We start from the raw sequence: 16747 nt of genomic DNA, 5'->3' as shown, positions 1-16747 counted from the left end.
AATCTCATATCAAACAAGCTTGTTATGCTCATAAAGAATCACTCCTAAAATAACGATTCTTGAAAACTTCCTTGTACTGCTGCAATCGGATTTATCCATAAAACTTCTTGCCTTTTTGCTCCTGCTTCGGCAGCTACTTCCATAGTTACTCTTCGCCAATGAATTAAGCGTTCATCATAAACCTGATGTGCATATCCTGAAAGAATAACTGGACCAGGATGTTGGTCTAATATATCTAACAACTCAATATGGTCTTCTATTGTCATTTCGTATTTATAGTGTCTTTTAGTTCGAGTTTCCAAAATATAAGGAGGATCTGCATAAATGAGAACTTCTTTTCTCTGATACCTTTCAAGCAACTTTACAGCTGGTTGATGCTCAATTTGTGCTTCCTTTAAACGTTTAGCAACTATTATTATTTTTTCAGGAAGTTTACTCCATTCTTTTGCTACATCTGGACCATTTGAAGAAATAAGACTTCTCCATCCTGTTCTATCACTTGTTTTAGCTCCTATCGCTTGCCAGCACCTAACTAGGAATCTTCTTGCATCTTCGAGTTCATTTCCTGTCTCAAATTCATAGGAGGAATAATATTCTTCTCTTGAAAAAGGTGTCCATTCAATAAGTTTGGCTAACTTTTCCGGATTATCTCTTATGACTTTAAAAAGATTAACCACACTGCTATCCATATCATTTATTGTTTCAATACTTGATTTTGGTTTATTAAAAAACACTGCTCCGGATCCAAAGAAAGGTTCCAAGTATGTCTTATGTTCAGGCATATGGCTAATTATCCAGCTGGCCATACTCCATTTCGAACCTGGATAATGTAAAATTCTTGGTATCACCATTTTTACTCCTTTCTAACCCTAACCCACATAAATTACTAAACTTCTTCAAATTCACATTTTGTATAACTAGATTCTTTTATTCCTCTCATTGCTACTAGTGATGGTGATCCATAATGAACCTAGTAAACTTAATAATTCTTATATTATTTGAATAAAATAAAGGAAATTTTATCTTCTTAGCTAATAATTAAATAACGATTAATTTTAGGAGGTCTTATAATGGGTAAATTCACACCACATGTTGCAACCTTGGAAATTCCGGTTTCGAATCTAAAAAAATCACTAGATTGGTATTTAGCTATCTTTGACTTAAAAGTTCATTATCAAGATAGTGTTACTGCTATGCTTACATTTGAATCTAAAGGCGTACCAACAATCTACTTGGTCGAAACAGAAGAATTAAACAAACTATCATTCAAAAATACAATTACAGAAAACGTACATAGCATAATCGACTTCTTCACTCCTTCATTAGCCGAGTTTCATAGTTGGCTTAAAGAGCAAGACGTACTTGTCGGTACATTAAATATTGATCCCAACCACGGCTATGGAGGTTTTAGTTTTCAAGATCCTGACGGAAATTTACTTGGTGCAACAAATGTTTTGCATCCTGGGCAATAAATAAACTGCTTATCATATTAGAATTTCATATTATTTCTTTATCCTCTGTATTTTCCAAAGCATATCAAGTGGTAAAATCACTTGATATGCCTCCATCATTAAATATGTGTTTCTATCTTTACCATAGGTAATCCCAGATTTTTTCTATTTTCATTGATGCGTTCTAACCCAACCTCGCAATATTCTTTCTGTAATTCAAACCCTATCCATCTTCTATTTGTATTGTCACAAGCTACCGCCGTTGTAAATCCGCCCATACAATTATCCAAAACTATTTCCCCTTCATCTGTGTATGTTTTAACGATGTACTCAAAAAGCGACAAAGGTTTTTGAGTGGGATGAAAGGTTTTACTATCTCTTGGAAAATCCAAAACGCTCTTAGGAAAGTTTTTGTATCTTACATAATGTGATTTTGTTAATGTTGCATTTCGTTCGCCTAGAACTTTCATTTTAGGACTTTTTTTCACTTTCTTAGCCTGTATTGGTATTAAGCCCTGCGGATGATACGTTGGTAATTTTTTATAAAATACACATACATTTTCATGATTTTTCAATGGCATTCGGTTTGCATTTGGAAATCCTGTTATATGATTACCTTTCTTCCAAATCCATTCGTATCTAAACCACTTCATATTTGATGCAATTAATGCTGTAGTAAACGGTTGACTCGCCGTAAGAACAATAGCACCATTTTCTTTAATAACCCTTTTGTATTGTTCCCAAAGTGGTTCAAACGGAATAATGCTATCCCAATTACATCGTGTCGTTCCGTAAGGAAGATCACATAGAATAAGATCGATTGAATTATCAGGAATAGACTTCATTCCTTCTAAGCAATCCATTTGATAAATAGTGTTTTCTTTTAAACTCATTTTCTTTTCTCCTCTCAAAGATGTATAATAGGTATTATCCGAACACCTGTTCTATCTTTGAGAGACTTTTAAAGTCTCTTATTCTATTAATCCCTCTTCTTTTAATCAAATAGGGATAACTGTTCATATCCATTTATAACTGGTTCTGTGACAACTATTTGCTCCTTCTCACTAAACTCTTGGTTATAAGTGTCTAGTACTTCCTCCATCTCTCCAAACCAATGGAGTGGAAAACATCCTCTAAAACCTTCGAATTGTCCGTTTTCGTATTGATCATAGAAGTAGCAGCTATCCACCAAATTAATCTTTAATTTCTGTTCTGGATACTCCACTTTCAAACGAATAAAATACTCTTTTAGCTCCGTTCCTCTATATCCTGGCTTCCTCCATACCAGCTGTGCTTTATAGACCTTCTCTTTGTCATAATCACTTACCAAGCGTGGTCCTTTCGGTTCTCCTGGCCACTCTTCTTTAAGCTTTTTTATGATTTGAAAACACCTTGATTGATAACAGCCCTTATGCGCTTTACTATCTGGGAATATTGATACATAAAAGTAGTTAGGACCATTAGGAAATAAAAAGTATGTTTGGCCCTCTACTAGTACTGTTGTATTGGCGGTATCCACGCATATTCCTTGGATCATTTCACTTGTATTCATAACTTTTACCTCTTGGATATAGCACCCCATGTTTCTTGCTATACGGATTTTCCTTGCGTACTTCTTGTTTGCCTAACCCTTCCTCGTATACTGTTAGGACTTGTAATATTTCGCGATCGAGACTGGCTGCTTTTGTTACTACGACTCTTCTTGCCACTAACAGCACCCTTTCTTAGTTTTTTTAGTTTATCTAGCTCAATAAAGCCCAATGATTCCTCATAAGCCAGCACCTTTAGTGGAATATCGAACTTGTATTCATAAATCTTTTTCTTAAGCAAAAACTCTTTTGTTTCTGCTCCTTTGATGTCGATTACTTCCACGGATCCATCCAAGTTATGAATCTCAAAATCTGCTACATATTCAATCTTCCGGACTTTCTTTCCATCCTGTTTTGTATATGCTTCCTGAAGAAGAAATCTTGGTTGGCATTTAAAAGACTTAATTTGTTTTGCTTGTAATAGCCATTTGAGCTGCAAGTAATATGTAGCTTCGGCTTGGCTGTCAAAGGTGATATTATCTACCACTGTCTTTTTATTGCCATACTTATTTCTTGCCATATATGTGCTCCTTTCAGGCTCACTTCAATGCTCTTATACGTTCTTGTAGTGCAACTCTTCGTTTTTCTAATTCGTCAGAATCCATTTGCTGCTCTTCGTGAGAATTTTCGCTGTCCCAATACTCTGGTATTTTTTCTTTTCGTATAGGAGCAAAGCCCTTCCTTTGGCTAACTTGTTGCTGACGATTAGCCTCAAATTGTTCTTGCTCTTTTTGGACATCCTCAGCAGTTCGTATTCCTTTTTTAGACCAGCTGTTTAAGATAGACCTGGCATAAGGATACTTGGCGCCATTCTCTGAAGCTTTACGGAATGCTAAGCAAATTACCTCTTCTTGTAGACCATCTTTGTCTATAAAGCTATTTATCTCCTGAATCTGTATTGGAGAAGGTTGTCCACTAAAGCAGATCATGTATTCATCAAAATAATTTGAATGCTTAGTAACAGCAGCTGTATTTGTTTCGTTTGGTTTAGTTTCTTTTCTTTTATTTAATGCGGAACTATCTCCGGCACTACCTACGGAACTACCCTCGGCACCAACCCCGGCACTATCAGCGGAATTTATTTCCGTAGGTTTATTTTCTTCGGAACTATCCGCGGAATTATTTTCCGTAGAGTAAAAGGAAATGACTCTATATATTGGAGCCCTTCCTCCCTTTCTAGAAATAAAATCAATTCTATTCTTTTGCTTCAATTCGTTTCTTACTTTTCGAAGGGTACGATCGGTTAATCCTGTCTTAACGCATAACACCGATTCCGCTACCGTAAATGTTTCTGCCCATGCAGCCTTATTATTTATGTGCATCAATGCATACCATAAATTAATTGCTGATGGAGACAGTTCATTTATTTCAAGCCAATCATAGAATGCGTTAAGCTCTTTTATGTAGTTCATGCTGTTTAACCCCTCCTATCTCCTGTGGTCCTAAGGGACATAAACCAATTTTCCCGTAAGCTCCATAATTTTTCTTTTGAACATTTCTTCATCCGAATTACTATCAGATAAATGTAATAACCATATTTCTTGAACCTTTTTCAAATCATTTGCTAACAAAAAATCTTTGACATTTTCTATGCTGAAGTGTGATCTCATTAGACGTTTTTTCATTATATGAGGAACACGTCCTTCAGCTATATTTCGGTTTAATATTTCTTGTGAATAGTTACATTCGATCATGATATGAGTAAGATTGTTAAATTTGTATTTGATGTAATACGTATCAGTTGCAAATAACAATCTTTCCCCTTCTTCATTTGCTAATAGAAATCCCAATGGTTCACTTACATCGTGTTGCACATCAAACGGTAAAATAGACCATGTGCCAAGCCGAAATGATTTCTTTGCCTCAACTGTTTTTATACGATGATTTTCAATACCAAGAGCCTTTCTAGTTCCCTGTGACGTATAAACGTCAATACCAGCTCTCATTACTTCATTTATACTTTTACAATGGTCCTTGTGTTCATGTGTCACCAGGCAACCTGCAATCTCTGACATTCTAAAACCAAAGGCCATTTGAATATCACGATAATTAATTCCGCATTCTAGAAGAAGGGAAGTCTTACCGTCTGTCACTCGATAAGCATTACCCGAACTTCCAGTTGCGATTGCTGTAATTTTTATCATTAAAAGTTAGGTCCATTCGTTCCTGTTGATTGTTTAGGTGGTTCTTGTTGGAATGTCTCTTGCACAGGTTCATGGTCAATCACTTCTGCTGTTTGTTTCTGTTCTTGTTCATGAGGAGCAGGTTCGAAATCTAACACTTCTTGATTTGCGTACTCATTAATTTCTTTTCTGACTCGCTTATATTCATTGTCTGCATTTTGATCATAAGTAATTTCCACAAAGGCACTACCGAAGTCTTTGGGAATTTTTTTCACGATATTATTTCTCATTTTTCGTACAATCATAGATTCCCTGCTCTGCGGATCTCTCCAAGCTGGGCTAATATATTGCTGAATTGATTCATCATCTAATGCGCTCAATCCCAAATCCTTTACTTTTTTTAGAATCTCTTGTTTTTTCTTATCTATTTGACTTTTTTGTTCTGCTGTAGCTTTAAATCTGTCTTTTGCAATTCCAAAAGTTTCGTTCATCATGTTGTTATTTACATGAGCGATAAGATTTTTTACTACATCATCTCGCTCAGCAATATGGTATTCCACACTACCATCCTTTTTTTGAATCGGATAAACGACTCGAACAACCTCTCCCTTACCAGTTGGCGTCCATTGTGGTGGACTTAGTTCTAAACCGTTATAAGTTGGATAAACAAAATGGTCTTCTTCTCGCACTAACCAATGTTGCTTAATGGATTCTACTCCGCGCCCAAAACGAGCAAGGATTGCGTCGTTTCCATCTCCCTCGATTCCCATTTCAATTTGTTTCACCCAATTATTTTCTCCCCTTTTTACATTTCGTATTTGAAAGTAAACTTCTCTTGGGTTTGCAGCTGCATTTAGTTTCAATGCAGCAACATCTAACAACACTTGGGTAACATTACTTTGGTCTAATTGTGGATCATTCCATCTGATGCCTTTTGTGTCCAAAACACTGTTTATAGTACTTATAGCTGCTATTACACATTGTTTTGAATAATCATCCATGTTTACTCCGTTACCTTCTAATTGACGATTAATCATGGGAAGATACGTATTATTTACTTTTGTTAATTGTGTTTCGAATTGCTTTTCTTGTTTGGCCAATTGCTCCGTCATTAGATTACCTCCTGATATGAAGACTCATTACTGGTTACAACTCTTAATGCTTTATCTGCTTCAGAAACTACAAGAGATATGGTTTGTGCTTCTGTATCAATTAGCTTTGTAACTGCCTCGCTATTATCGATAAAGATTGGTGCTGAAAATCCATAATGCTCAGACAAAGTGTTAATAATGTCTAATCCCACATTTATTTTTGCGGCATTAATTAAACCGCTTGAATATGGTACCCCATTAAATGTTGTTTCACAGATTTCTTCTAAGCCACCATTAATATTTGTTTTGAATAAATTGAACCGTGCATATTTAAAACGACTATTGATTTTTTCTTCTAGGAGGTTTACTTTGGTCTTGATATATTCTTCGGTTAAATATAATTCTTCTTCTAAGCGTTCATATTCAGCGGCAAGTTCCTTTTCCTGTTCCATTAATTCATCTATGCGCTTTTGCGATTGTACAGCAGCAGCAAATTTTCCTATTTCAGCTTGTACCGCTTCTCGTTTTGCTTTTAATTCAACAATCTCCCTTTGAATGGATTGAATATTTTCTTCTGCCATCTCCTGAATGTCTTTCATTTCCTGTTGAATCACTTGTTTTTCTTTCAACTTCGAAACATATTCAGGATTATCTAAAATATCAGTTAAAGAATTTTCATTTAGGCTTATTTGTTCTTGGAGAGTCTGAATAGCGGCTTGTTTTTCTTCAATTTGACTATTCAACTTTTGATATTGAGCTTCTAATGATTCATTTTCTTTAGTAAGCATCTCAATGCGTTTATTTAATTGTTGTCCTTTAACCGTAATTTCTTCTAGCTTCGTAGCCTTATTGAGATTAAAGGATGACAAAGCTTTGTTTCTAGCCTCATCGACTTGCTCTTGTGGTAAGGCTTGTCCACAAGTAGGACATTCGCATTTATCGTTATGTTCAAAAAGCTCATCATTTATTTCATTCCAATGTGTTCGCAAAGATATAACTTCTTGAGACAATTTCTTTATGGAATCATCATTATATTTTTTACTGATTTTTAGGCTATCTATCTTAGATTGAATTATCGATACATTTGATTGTTCTTCTTGTAAACGAGCTTTTAATTTATATAGACTATCTTTAGAGTTCATATCATGATTCCGTTGAATATCGATAAGCTGCATATCGATCTCTTGAATTTTCATTTGTTTATCTGTTACGGATTTTCCATTTCTAATACTATTAATCATGGTCGTTTTTTCATCTATTGTTTGGTTAATTTCTTCAACATCATTTTCTAATTGCTGTTTATTAAGTCCATTTAAATCAGGTAAGCCACGTTGTACTTCTCCAATTCTTACTGGGATAACTTTTAACTCATCATTAATTTTTTTTTGTTTAACTGTTATTTTTGTTTTGTGTTCTTCTACTGTTTTTCCTTGAAGAATCGCTGGTACTTTCTCTAACGCTGGGTTACTCTTGATAATTTCTTCTTCCGTCAAGTCACCAGCAACTTCCACTAATGTTTTTCTGCGATCAAGCTTTTTAACTTGTTCATTAAAGTAAGATGGACTCGTTAGTAACTTGAATATTTCTTCTTTTGTTATAGAATCGATAAAATCCATATAGTCTTTCTTTTTGGAAGGAATATCATCGATATAATACTCCGTTGTATGTCCGCTAAACTCTGATGTAGCTGATCCACGTTTCTTTGTCCATTTCTCGGAATATACTTTCCTTAACGTAACTCGCTTTCCGTCTATCCAGAAAGTTCCGTTAACCTCATGATCAAGATAATGTACTTCTTTACCATTTTCTAAAGTTTTAAGAGAAAATTCCTTTTTGTTTTGACTATCTTTATCAAATAGTAACCAAATGAAACCATCAAAAAGAGTTGTTTTACCTGTAGCATTATCACCGTAAACCTTAGTGTTTCCGTTATTAGTTTCAAGCACAAACGATTTAACACCTTTGAAATTGATTAACTCTAAACGTTCCAAAATCATTCTATTTGCCACTATTTTTCCTCCTTTAGATCAGCTACTAATGCTTCATATGTTTCTACCAAGTCTTCAAACACTCTGCTTCCATCTAGTACAGGAGCATTTTTCTTTAGTACTTTATACAAACTATTTAATATGGGGTTAGCTGGCTCATAAACCGGGCCATTCTTTGTTTCGAAATACATGAGCTTGTCCATCCTTTCAACCGTGTGATAAAATTAGGTTACATATTATTTTTTATGAACTGACTCCTGGTGCGAACAGGAGTTAGTTTTTATTTGCAAGCCACAAATAGAGCAGTACTTATCTCCAGTTTGAATCCCTTCATACTCACAACGAGGGCATTTATTAGATTCTTTATTCAACTAGAACCTCTCCTACCAATAATTATTCTGTTTTTTATACCAATTAAATTGTCCTGATTTACCTTTGAAGCAAGACTATGCTCTGGTCGACCTAACGCAAATGCTAATGACTTCGCTTCATCAAAACCCCAAAATTTACATAAATACTCCAAATCTGACTGGGTATACGGTTTACCATGATTAAGATGAAATTCTGAATTATAAACCAATCGACCATATTGATCATATTGATAATCTACCTCTTGCAATTCCAAGTGAGTCACCTCCTAGCTTTTTATTGGAGGCACACGCCTAACATCCCGAGACATTGCCATGTGCCTAGTGCAATTATTCACACCATGACGAACAGGAAAGTTGCTTCAAATGAGGGGGGGATATTTGATTTCCTGTCCATCATGGCAGGAACAAGAGTTCTTGCCACGCTAACTTAATAGTGTTAAAATATAATTATTCTATTGTTTGAGATCGCGCAGTTAGTTAAGTTGCCGCTTAGCTAGCTGCTTTTTCTTTTTGTAAATCATAAATCTTCTTACGATATTCCATCTCTAAACTTAATAACAGAACTGGATCAGCTCTCATTTCGCTACAAAGCTTTTTCACTTCACTAGCCTTCATCAATTTACTTGCTGATAAGATATAACTCATGTCTTGTTTCCCTCCTTATATTTTCATTACAATTGCAGATAGAACGCCTTGGCTTTTTAATCTTTCCGTTACCTCTACTAGCTTTTCGCGATCGACTTTACGTTGCTCCAATCTCGTTAGTTCACGCACCGATTTTATATAATCAATTGCATATCTTTCTGCTTTTTTTAAATCCCCGAGCATTAATGCATGTTCACTTCTACTAAGGCATGCCATTGCAGCTCTATGTTCTGCTATAACCTTCTTATTGTCTTGCTCCAAAAATTGATTATTTCTCATAACTATCTCCCTGCGCGTTCCTGAAAGAACGTCTCTTTTCTCATTGTTTCAAATTGTGATACAGATGGAATGATAACTCTGTCTGCAATAGCTTCTTGAATCCAGTTCTTTACCAGAATCTCGTAATCTAGTTCCCAATGCATCCGAAGTGCAGCAAGTACACAATCAGATGCTTGTTGAACGTCTAGCACTTCTTCCGCATGTTTGAGCATGTCACTTTTCATGGACTCAGTAATGGGATCGTTGTATCTTAGTTGTTTACTCATATGTAGTAATTTCTTAGCTGCTTCAACAGCTCCAGTGGCTTGTTGAATGAAATTAGTTAACTGATTAGGAATTGATTGCAGTAACCATGGATCTACTGGCGGTAAAGCTAGTCCGTATATATGCTTAATTTTCTTAAGAGCTGTATAATCTCCTAAGATAGAGCACCATTCCTGGGCTATTTCGAAGGGAACTTGTGACGTTCCTTGCTCCATTCTGGTCAATCTATCAACCGTGATTCCAAGTGCCTCTGCCATATACTTTTTCGTACGTTGTTCCTCTTGACGTGCTCTTTCACGAGCAATTCGTAAGATATCTCCTATTGCTGAAGGAGAGTAAAGTCTTGTTTTGCTCAAAGTGTTCGCCACTCTGTTCGCCTCCATATATTTAGTTTTCAAGGTTACAATAATAATAGGTTAAGATACTTTACGAGGTATCCAGTTTTCGATATAACGTAAAGCCGCCTGTAATTCTTTTCGTTTTACATCTTTATAACTAGCAACACCGAAACGGTCCTTTATTTCCCTATAAAGTTCTCTAAATAGTTTTGGTCTGAGCTCTGGATCATCACAGATTTCATATACCTTGGTTGCCACACCTTTTTGAAGTCTGCGCTGCTCTCCTGAATTGAGCGTTATTTGTTCATCTACTTTGTTATCAATTTGAGAAACAAGCTTTCTCAGTTCGTGTTGTTCTTTGACAATTGATTCCTGCCCTTCCACTAGGTCTGCAGTAGTCCTTAGGACAGTGACAAGGGCTTTATCTTTGGACAGCGGGATTACATTTTCTTTAATGTTGTAATATTCATCTACTAGCATTTCGTAAGCATCCCATGCTTGATCTGTGTTCAAAGATTTAGCGTGGAGCCAAGCTCCTTTTTCAGTCCATAGATATAAGATCGAAGTGTATTTGAGGGTATCGTCAAATTGACGTGACCCTTTGAAAGCTCGTAGCTCTTCACCCGATAGAGAAAAGTAATGTTTACCTTGTAAGTAACGATCAACATTTCGCTGATAGTTTCGATTAATGATTTTTGTCTCAGTACCGAAGGCTTCTGCTAATTGATTTGTCGTTAAGACGCGATGGCCATTTTGAAGGATTGGTTGTAAGAGATTCATTACATAGCCTCCTTACTATAAAATTTTGTGTTCTCTTTCACCCAACTAGAATTTTGCTCAATCCATTTAAAAACTTGATCTCGAGGGTATCTAGCTTGTATCTTCGAAAATCTAGGAAACGTTGGATCAGCAGTCATTTTAATAACAGTCGGTTGTGCAATTTGAAATATTTCTCCAAGCAACTTATTAGTAAGTACAGGTGGGTACGAATATTTATTTATTCCATCTTGAACACCTTTTTCATATGCAGCTAAAAGCAACTTCTCCATCTTATCCTTTAGAAATTCTGCTTCTAGTTGATCAAAGGTTATGGTGGTTTGCATCTTGCACCTCCTATGCCAAATCTTTTTTACGCAACATTTGGTTGCTTTTAATTTCAAAAAAAATGGTCCAATCAACTTTTAATATCTTACCAATCATTTTTGCAACATCTACTGATGGTCGTCTTTCTCCGTTTTCAATCATCCCATAATATTGTCTTGTAATGATTGAATCGGTTAAATCAACAACATCTTGTTGAGTCAAGTCTAGCATTTCTCTTTTTTTTATTAATAAGTCTTGCAATTCTTTTGTTGTCAATAACAGCACCTCCTTAGCAACCATTAGTTACCTTATGTCTATATATTAACGCAACTTAAAGTTACTGTCAACACCCAAAAGCAACTTTTTGTTACTTTTATAGAAAGCAACAAAAAGTTGCTTTATAATGATAGTATGCTAAGTTGAAATGAGGAAAAAATTATGTTTTCTAACAGATTAAAATACCTAAGAACGGAAAAAAATCTTACTCAGCAAAGTATGGCAGATTATCTTGGAATCTCTCGCCAAGGTTATGCAAAGTATGAGAAAGGAGAAAGTCAACCTGACTTTGAAACACTAAAAAAAATATCTGAATACTTCGGTGTAACCATAGACTATCTTTTAACTGGTGAGGATGGACAATCCCCATCTCCAGATGAGTTTTGGAAAGAAATTTTAGATCCTGAAACAAGATTATTCTTTAAGGATCTTTATGAAGCACCAGAAGAATCTATTAAGGAACTAAAAGAAATCTGGGAAGTAATTAAAAAGAGAAGAGAGAAATAGAATTAAAAGTGATATTCAGATTAATGTTAGAACAGAAAGAACTTATAGGGGGTTCATTTTGAAAAAATCACTCATTTTTATTTTACTGTTATGCTTTTTAACAGCTTGTAGTTTAGAGCAAACATCCGAAGTTACTGCAGACCAAAAGCAGGAGCAGAAAGAAAAAGAAGAAGCAAAAGCTAAAGAGAAGGAAGAAAAAGAAAAGGAAAAAGAATTAAAACAATTAGAGAAAGAGCAGAAAGCTCAAGAAAAGGAACTAGAGAAAGAACAAAAAGCTGAGGAAAAGGCAAAAGAGAAAGCTGAGGAAAAAGCAAAAAAAGAACAACAGAAACAAGAAAAGGAAATAGCTAAAAAAGCAGAAGAAGAAGAAAAGCTAAAGGAAAAAGCTAAAAAGAAACAAGAGAAACTTGGTTATACAGCGGAAGATGTAAAAATATTAAAAGAACATTGGATATGGCAAATAGAAGAATCAAATGGATTGATAAATAATATTACAACTATGGATCCTGATGATTATGACTACATTCTGATTTATGTGAATGACTCTGTAAAGAAACTCACTGATTCTGAAAAAGAAAAATTCGCAAATGAGTGGGGAAATAAAATAAAAAATGGTGTAACTGCTAATCTGTATGGCGGTGACAAAGAAAAAAATAAATCATCTTATGAATTTAGATACTCTGATGATAAACTATTTGCAAAGAAAAAGATATTAGGTGAGGGATTTACAGTTAAATAGTTTACATATATTTATAATTAAATATTTCCCATTTATGGGATTTTCTTTTATACTACTAACAGAACATATATTCGTATGCAGGAGACATCAATATGAAATATCAAACAACTTTACTAGAAGACTGGATCCATGATTTCTTAAATAATTTAGGTATTTATCAACCTCATCAATTAAATCTAGAAGTAATTACACAAAGATTAGGCCTACATGTTGTTGAAAAATCTATGAAAAGTAGAGTTTTAGAAGGAGTTGTCTTTATAGATTCTAGACTGTCTGAACAAGAAAAGTGGCAGGAGTTCGCTCATGAATTAATGCATTTTCTTCGTCATGCAGGAAACCAATTGTTACTTCCGAAAGCATTTGTTGACCTACAAGAAAAACAAGCTGAAAATTTCGCTCTTCATTTATGTGTACCAACTTTTATGCTACTAAATTATAAAGTTGCTAATTATACAAACTTGGAAGATGGTATCCGCTTTATATCGGATACATTTAATGTTACAGAAAAGTATGCTCAAACTCGACTACAACATTTTCGCAACCGATTGTTTCAAACTAAAGCAGATGAGGAGCATAGAAGATTTATGAATGCACTATACCCGAAAGCTCAACCCTATTCTGAAGAAACAAATGCAATTCTTGCTGAGCTACAACAAAAAATATTAATAAGAAAAGGAGATTCTTACCATGCCACAGCAACGGATTTATCATGAATATGTAGATAATACACTGGTGCCATACTGGTATGTGCTTACTTTTGATAATTGTGAGATAAATTGGGACAAGCAAATTTTATACTATGATGCTATCGCACCTTTTGAATTTATTGAAAGAGATGAATTTGACGAATCTATTGCTAGTTTTTCTGTTAATTTATCTGATTTTGTTATTAACAAAGATAGACCACTCCAACTAGGATTGAATCTTAAATCAATTAGAAAGCGCATTTTAAAATATGGAGTTGATCCTTATATCATTAGACAATTTATCATACAGATTCCTGATATAAACGATGTTCTGAAATTAATCCCTAATAGTAGAAAGATTAAATATATCATTGATTAAAGGAGGTACATTCATGTCTTATGTTTCCAAATATCAAACAAAGCAAGGTGAACGTTGGAAGTTTGTTGCTGAAAACGGATTAGATCCGAAAACAGGCGCTAGAAGGAGAATTGTTAGAAAAGGATTCATCAAGCAAAAAGATGCCAAAGCAGCCCTCAAAGAATACGAACGACAATTAGGTGTAAGAACTTTAGAAGACGATAATATAACTTTTGAAGAGATTGCCCAAGATTGGTTAGATGTATATAGCGAAACTGATGTTAAAGTAAGTACTATACGCGTTAGAACACATGAAATCGGACATCTTAATAATTATTTTGCAAAATATAGAGTGAAAGATATAACTAAGAAAATGTACCAAGGTGCATTAAATGATTTAAAAAAAAATAAAAAACTTGCACATAATACTATTTCCGGAATACACGGAACAGGAAGAATGATTTTTAAGTATGCTATGGAACAAGACGTGTTACTTCTTGATCCTACCGAATTTGCTTTTATCCCCAAAGACAAGCTATCCGTTGAGGATATTGAAAATCATACAATTGTGGATAAATACCTTGAGAAAGATGAGTTAAAAATATTCCTTGATGCAGCCAAAAATTCAGAACATCTAGATGACTATGTAATTTTCTTAACTCTTGCCTGGACTGGATTGCGTGCTGGGGAATTACTAGCCCTTAAATGGAAAGATATTGACTTTGAAGAACATACCATTAACATTACTAAAACGTATTATAATCCAAAAAATAATACAAAGAACTTTCAACTACTTCCTCCAAAAACAAAAGGATCAATTCGAAAAATAGATGTAGAAGAAGAAGTTATTAATACACTAAAAAAACATCAACTTCGCCAAAAGGAAATAAAACTTCAATTAGGCAAAGACTATTATGATAAAGATTTCGTTTTTGGAAGACTAAATGCGCCTTATTTTGGTTATCCACATTTTATTAAGACAATTGAAAATCGAATGGAGAGCTTACTAAAGAAAACGCCAAATATCCACAAACGATTAACCCCTCATTCATTAAGACATACACACACTTCTCTTTTGGCAGAAGCAGGAGTTGAATTACTTCAAATCATGGATCGGTTGGGACATACAGAAGATGAAACAACAACACAAGTTTATCTTCACATTACTAAAGACAGAAAAAAAGAAGCCTCTCAAAAGTTCGCAGAACTAATGAGAAGCCTCTAATTTTGGAATGTCGGCACCTTTTCGGCACCTATTATGACATACTAGCCTGTAAAACCTTGATATAATAAGGTTTTATCGGCTATTCTACATCATGCCGCCCATTCCGCCCATGCCACCCATGTCAGGCATTGCAGCACCTTGACCAGCTGGTTCTGGCTTGTCAGCTACGACAGCTTCAGTAGTTAAGAACATTGCAGCTACTGAACCTGCGTTTTGTAATGCAGAACGAGTAACTTTAGTTGGGTCCACGATACCAGCTTCGATCATGTTTACCCATTCGCCGTTAGCAGCGTTGAATCCTGTTCCTACTGGTTCGTTTTTCAATTTTTCAACGATTACGGATCCTTCTAGACCTGCGTTGAATGCGATTTGGCGAACTGGTTCTTCGATCGCGCGTAGAACGATATTGATACCAGTTGCTTCGTCGCCTTCTGCTTGGATAGCAGCTACTTTATTGTATACGTTTAGAAGTGCTGTACCACCACCTGCTACGATACCTTCTTCCACAGCAGCGCGAGTAGAGTTTAGAGCATCTTCGATACGTAGTTTGCGTTCTTTTAATTCTGTTTCTGTTGCAGCACCAACTTTCACTACTGCTACACCACCAGAAAGTTTTGCAAGACGTTCTTGTAATTTTTCACGGTCAAATTCAGAAGTAGTTTCTTCTAATTGAACACGGATTTGATTTACACGTGCTTGGATATCTTCTGTTGAACCAGCACCTTCTACAATTGTTGTAGTTTCTTTAGTGATTACTACTTTTGCAGCGCGACCTAATGATTCAATAGATGTTGTCTTAAGCTCTAAGCCAAGATCTTCTGTAATTACTTGACCGCCTGTTAAAACAGCGATATCTTCTAGCATTGCTTTACGACGATCACCGAATCCAGGAGCTTTAACAGCTACTGCAGTGAACGTACCGCGAAGTTTGTTTAATACTAATGTAGCATTTGCTTCGCCTTCAACATCTTCGGCAACGATTAATAATGGTTTACCTTGTTGAACAACTTGCTCTAACACTGGTAAAATTTCTTGAATGTTTGTAATCTTTTTATCTGTAATTAAGATATATGGATTTTCAAGAACAGCTTCCATTTTATCTGAGTCAGTTACCATGTAAGGTGATACATATCCACGGTCGAACTGCATACCTTCTACTACGTCTAGCTCAGTAGTGAAACCTTTTGATTCTTCGATTGTGATAACACCATCGTTACCAACGCGTTCCATTGCTTCAGCAATTAATTGTCCTACTTCTTCATCTGCAGAAGAAATAGCAGCAACTTGTGCAATAGAAGCTTTGCCTTCGATTGGTTTAGAGATAGCTTTTAATTCCTCAATCGCAGTTGAGATTGCTCTGTCCATCCCTTTACGGATACCCATTGGGTTAGCTCCAGCAGTAACGTTTTTAAGTCCTTCGCGAATCATTGCTTGTGCTAGAACTGTTGCTGTTGTTGTACCGTCTCCAGCAACATCATTTGTTTTGCTTGCTACTTCTGCAACTAGTTTTGCACCCATGTTTTCAAACGCATCTTCTAATTCGATTTCTTTTGCAATTGTTACACCATCATTTGTAATAAGTGGTGAACCATATTTTTTCTCAAGAACCACGTTGCGTCCTTTTGGTCCAAGCGTTACTTTAACAGCGTCTGCTAGAGCGTCTACCCCACGCAGCATTGCACGGCGAGCTTCTTCACTAAATTTAATATCTTTAGCCATTTTGAAAAACCTCCT

Annotated in this window: 23 protein-coding genes; 6 read left to right on the top strand and 17 right to left on the bottom strand. The window is 35.3% G+C overall.

Translation table 11 applies throughout. The features are described 5' to 3' along the window. Window positions 1–44: 44 nt before the first annotated feature. Window positions 45–851, bottom strand: coding sequence for a DNA adenine methylase (locus tag NST77_RS23110; RefSeq protein ID WP_341123611.1), 807 nt, complete (start codon window positions 849–851; stop codon window positions 45–47). 219 nt (window positions 852–1070) lie between these two features. Here NST77_RS23110 and NST77_RS23105 point away from each other — a divergent pair, with 219 nt between their 5' ends. Beyond that, on the top strand, window positions 1071–1472 hold the full coding sequence (locus tag NST77_RS23105; protein WP_047944069.1) for a VOC family protein: 402 nt from the start codon (window positions 1071–1073) through the stop codon (window positions 1470–1472). Window positions 1473–1570: 98 nt separating this feature from the next. On the opposite strand, the gene NST77_RS23100 is transcribed toward NST77_RS23105, so the two are convergent. The 15 genes from NST77_RS23100 to NST77_RS23030 form a co-directional block, all read right to left on the bottom strand. Further along, the gene (locus tag NST77_RS23100; protein ID WP_341123610.1) at window positions 1571–2344 is read right to left on the bottom strand and encodes a DNA-methyltransferase; all 774 of its coding nucleotides are present in this window, start codon (window positions 2342–2344) and stop codon (window positions 1571–1573) included. 101 nt (window positions 2345–2445) lie between these two features. Further along, window positions 2446–3003, bottom strand: coding sequence for a hypothetical protein (locus NST77_RS23095; protein WP_341123609.1), 558 nt, complete (start codon window positions 3001–3003; stop codon window positions 2446–2448). A 38-nt stretch (window positions 3004–3041) separates the two neighbouring features. Next, window positions 3042–3560, bottom strand: a complete 519-nt coding sequence (locus NST77_RS23090) for a DUF1064 domain-containing protein (RefSeq protein ID WP_341123608.1) — start codon at window positions 3558–3560, stop codon at window positions 3042–3044. A gap of 19 nt (window positions 3561–3579) precedes the next feature. Beyond that, the gene (locus NST77_RS23085) at window positions 3580–4452 is read right to left on the bottom strand and encodes a DnaD domain-containing protein (RefSeq protein WP_341123607.1); all 873 of its coding nucleotides are present in this window, start codon (window positions 4450–4452) and stop codon (window positions 3580–3582) included. Window positions 4453–4482: 30 nt separating this feature from the next. Beyond that, on the bottom strand, window positions 4483–5184 hold the full coding sequence (locus NST77_RS23080) for an MBL fold metallo-hydrolase (protein WP_328283284.1): 702 nt from the start codon (window positions 5182–5184) through the stop codon (window positions 4483–4485). Continuing rightward, window positions 5184–6275 (bottom strand): hypothetical protein, encoded by a 1092-nt coding sequence (locus NST77_RS23075; protein ID WP_328283285.1) that lies wholly within the window; start codon window positions 6273–6275, stop codon window positions 5184–5186. Before NST77_RS23075 ends, NST77_RS23080 begins: the two co-directional genes overlap by 1 nt. Then, window positions 6275–8263, bottom strand: a complete 1989-nt coding sequence (locus NST77_RS23070) for an AAA family ATPase (RefSeq protein WP_341123605.1) — start codon at window positions 8261–8263, stop codon at window positions 6275–6277. Before NST77_RS23070 ends, NST77_RS23075 begins: the two co-directional genes overlap by 1 nt. After that, window positions 8263–8433: a hypothetical protein gene (locus tag NST77_RS23065; RefSeq protein WP_328283287.1), complete on the bottom strand. Its 171-nt coding sequence runs from the start codon at window positions 8431–8433 to the stop codon at window positions 8263–8265. The genes NST77_RS23070 and NST77_RS23065 overlap by 1 nt, the downstream gene beginning before the upstream one ends. 176 nt (window positions 8434–8609) lie before the next feature. Next, entirely contained in the window at window positions 8610–8867 is a 258-nt protein-coding gene (locus tag NST77_RS23060) for a DNA-entry nuclease (protein WP_341123604.1), read from the bottom strand. A gap of 235 nt (window positions 8868–9102) precedes the next feature. Next, entirely contained in the window at window positions 9103–9258 is a 156-nt protein-coding gene (locus NST77_RS23055) for a hypothetical protein (protein ID WP_328283289.1), read from the bottom strand. A 15-nt stretch (window positions 9259–9273) separates the two neighbouring features. After that, a complete protein-coding gene (locus NST77_RS23050; RefSeq protein ID WP_328283290.1) occupies window positions 9274–9537 on the bottom strand; it encodes a hypothetical protein in 264 nt (87 codons plus the stop codon). Window positions 9538–9539: 2 nt separating this feature from the next. Further along, window positions 9540–10169, bottom strand: coding sequence for a helix-turn-helix transcriptional regulator (locus tag NST77_RS23045; protein WP_328283291.1), 630 nt, complete (start codon window positions 10167–10169; stop codon window positions 9540–9542). Between the two features lie 48 nt (window positions 10170–10217). After that, window positions 10218–10919 carry an ORF6N domain-containing protein gene (locus NST77_RS23040; protein ID WP_328283292.1) on the bottom strand — a complete coding sequence of 234 codons (702 nt, stop codon included), beginning with the start codon at window positions 10917–10919 and terminating at the stop codon, window positions 10218–10220. Continuing rightward, complete coding sequence (locus NST77_RS23035) at window positions 10919–11242, bottom strand: hypothetical protein (RefSeq protein ID WP_328283293.1); 324 nt, start codon at window positions 11240–11242, stop codon at window positions 10919–10921. Before NST77_RS23035 ends, NST77_RS23040 begins: the two co-directional genes overlap by 1 nt. Before the next feature lie 10 nt (window positions 11243–11252). After that, a complete protein-coding gene (locus tag NST77_RS23030; RefSeq protein ID WP_341123770.1) occupies window positions 11253–11507 on the bottom strand; it encodes a helix-turn-helix transcriptional regulator in 255 nt (84 codons plus the stop codon). Between the two features lie 153 nt (window positions 11508–11660). Between NST77_RS23030 and NST77_RS23025 the strand changes: the two genes are divergently transcribed. The 5 genes from NST77_RS23025 to NST77_RS23005 all read left to right on the top strand — a co-directional run bounded on the left by NST77_RS23025 (window position 11661) and on the right by NST77_RS23005 (window position 15013). Further along, the gene (locus tag NST77_RS23025) at window positions 11661–12005 is read left to right on the top strand and encodes a helix-turn-helix domain-containing protein (protein ID WP_328283295.1); all 345 of its coding nucleotides are present in this window, start codon (window positions 11661–11663) and stop codon (window positions 12003–12005) included. Window positions 12006–12063: 58 nt separating this feature from the next. After that, window positions 12064–12744, top strand: coding sequence for a hypothetical protein (locus NST77_RS23020; protein ID WP_328283296.1), 681 nt, complete (start codon window positions 12064–12066; stop codon window positions 12742–12744). Between the two features lie 92 nt (window positions 12745–12836). After that, window positions 12837–13457, top strand: a complete 621-nt coding sequence (locus NST77_RS23015) for an ImmA/IrrE family metallo-endopeptidase (RefSeq protein WP_328283297.1) — start codon at window positions 12837–12839, stop codon at window positions 13455–13457. Beyond that, window positions 13432–13809, top strand: coding sequence for a hypothetical protein (locus NST77_RS23010; protein ID WP_328283298.1), 378 nt, complete (start codon window positions 13432–13434; stop codon window positions 13807–13809). Before NST77_RS23015 ends, NST77_RS23010 begins: the two co-directional genes overlap by 26 nt. A gap of 13 nt (window positions 13810–13822) precedes the next feature. Next, a complete protein-coding gene (locus NST77_RS23005; protein WP_328283299.1) occupies window positions 13823–15013 on the top strand; it encodes a tyrosine-type recombinase/integrase in 1191 nt (396 codons plus the stop codon). Between the two features lie 84 nt (window positions 15014–15097). Here NST77_RS23005 and groL read toward each other — a convergent pair whose 3' ends face one another. Next, the gene (groL, locus tag NST77_RS23000) at window positions 15098–16732 is read right to left on the bottom strand and encodes a chaperonin GroEL (RefSeq protein WP_047943331.1); all 1635 of its coding nucleotides are present in this window, start codon (window positions 16730–16732) and stop codon (window positions 15098–15100) included. Window positions 16733–16747 lie beyond the last annotated feature (15 nt).

This window comes from Niallia sp. FSL W8-0177 (assembly GCF_038006285.1).
Classification (GTDB): Bacteria; Bacillota; Bacilli; order Bacillales; family Cytobacillaceae; genus Niallia; species Niallia circulans_A.
The sequence above is the reverse complement of the archived record's forward strand: the minus strand, read 5'-3'. Positions and strand labels throughout refer to the sequence as shown.

Excerpts from the sequence above, each read along its gene's own strand:
- NST77_RS23110 (WP_341123611.1), bottom strand. The coding sequence starts at position 851 with ATGGTGATACCAAGAATTTTACATTATCCAGGTTCGAAATGGAGTATG.
- NST77_RS23105 (WP_047944069.1), top strand. The coding sequence starts at position 1,071 with ATGGGTAAATTCACACCACATGTTGCAACCTTGGAAATTCCGGTTTCG.
- NST77_RS23100 (WP_341123610.1), bottom strand. The coding sequence starts at position 2,344 with ATGAGTTTAAAAGAAAACACTATTTATCAAATGGATTGCTTAGAAGGA.
- NST77_RS23095 (WP_341123609.1), bottom strand. The coding sequence starts at position 3,003 with ATGAATACAAGTGAAATGATCCAAGGAATATGCGTGGATACCGCCAAT.
- NST77_RS23090 (WP_341123608.1), bottom strand. The coding sequence starts at position 3,560 with ATGGCAAGAAATAAGTATGGCAATAAAAAGACAGTGGTAGATAATATC.
- NST77_RS23085 (WP_341123607.1), bottom strand. The coding sequence starts at position 4,452 with ATGAACTACATAAAAGAGCTTAACGCATTCTATGATTGGCTTGAAATA.
- NST77_RS23080 (WP_328283284.1), bottom strand. The coding sequence starts at position 5,184 with ATGATAAAAATTACAGCAATCGCAACTGGAAGTTCGGGTAATGCTTAT.
- NST77_RS23075 (WP_328283285.1), bottom strand. The coding sequence starts at position 6,275 with ATGACGGAGCAATTGGCCAAACAAGAAAAGCAATTCGAAACACAATTA.
- NST77_RS23065 (WP_328283287.1), bottom strand. The coding sequence starts at position 8,433 with ATGTATTTCGAAACAAAGAATGGCCCGGTTTATGAGCCAGCTAACCCC.
- NST77_RS23055 (WP_328283289.1), bottom strand. The coding sequence starts at position 9,258 with ATGAGTTATATCTTATCAGCAAGTAAATTGATGAAGGCTAGTGAAGTG.
- NST77_RS23050 (WP_328283290.1), bottom strand. The coding sequence starts at position 9,537 with ATGAGAAATAATCAATTTTTGGAGCAAGACAATAAGAAGGTTATAGCA.
- NST77_RS23040 (WP_328283292.1), bottom strand. The coding sequence starts at position 10,919 with ATGAATCTCTTACAACCAATCCTTCAAAATGGCCATCGCGTCTTAACG.
- NST77_RS23035 (WP_328283293.1), bottom strand. The coding sequence starts at position 11,242 with ATGCAAACCACCATAACCTTTGATCAACTAGAAGCAGAATTTCTAAAG.
- NST77_RS23025 (WP_328283295.1), top strand. The coding sequence starts at position 11,661 with ATGTTTTCTAACAGATTAAAATACCTAAGAACGGAAAAAAATCTTACT.
- NST77_RS23015 (WP_328283297.1), top strand. The coding sequence starts at position 12,837 with ATGAAATATCAAACAACTTTACTAGAAGACTGGATCCATGATTTCTTA.
- NST77_RS23010 (WP_328283298.1), top strand. The coding sequence starts at position 13,432 with ATGCCACAGCAACGGATTTATCATGAATATGTAGATAATACACTGGTG.
- NST77_RS23005 (WP_328283299.1), top strand. The coding sequence starts at position 13,823 with ATGTCTTATGTTTCCAAATATCAAACAAAGCAAGGTGAACGTTGGAAG.
- groL (WP_047943331.1), bottom strand. The coding sequence starts at position 16,732 with ATGGCTAAAGATATTAAATTTAGTGAAGAAGCTCGCCGTGCAATGCTG.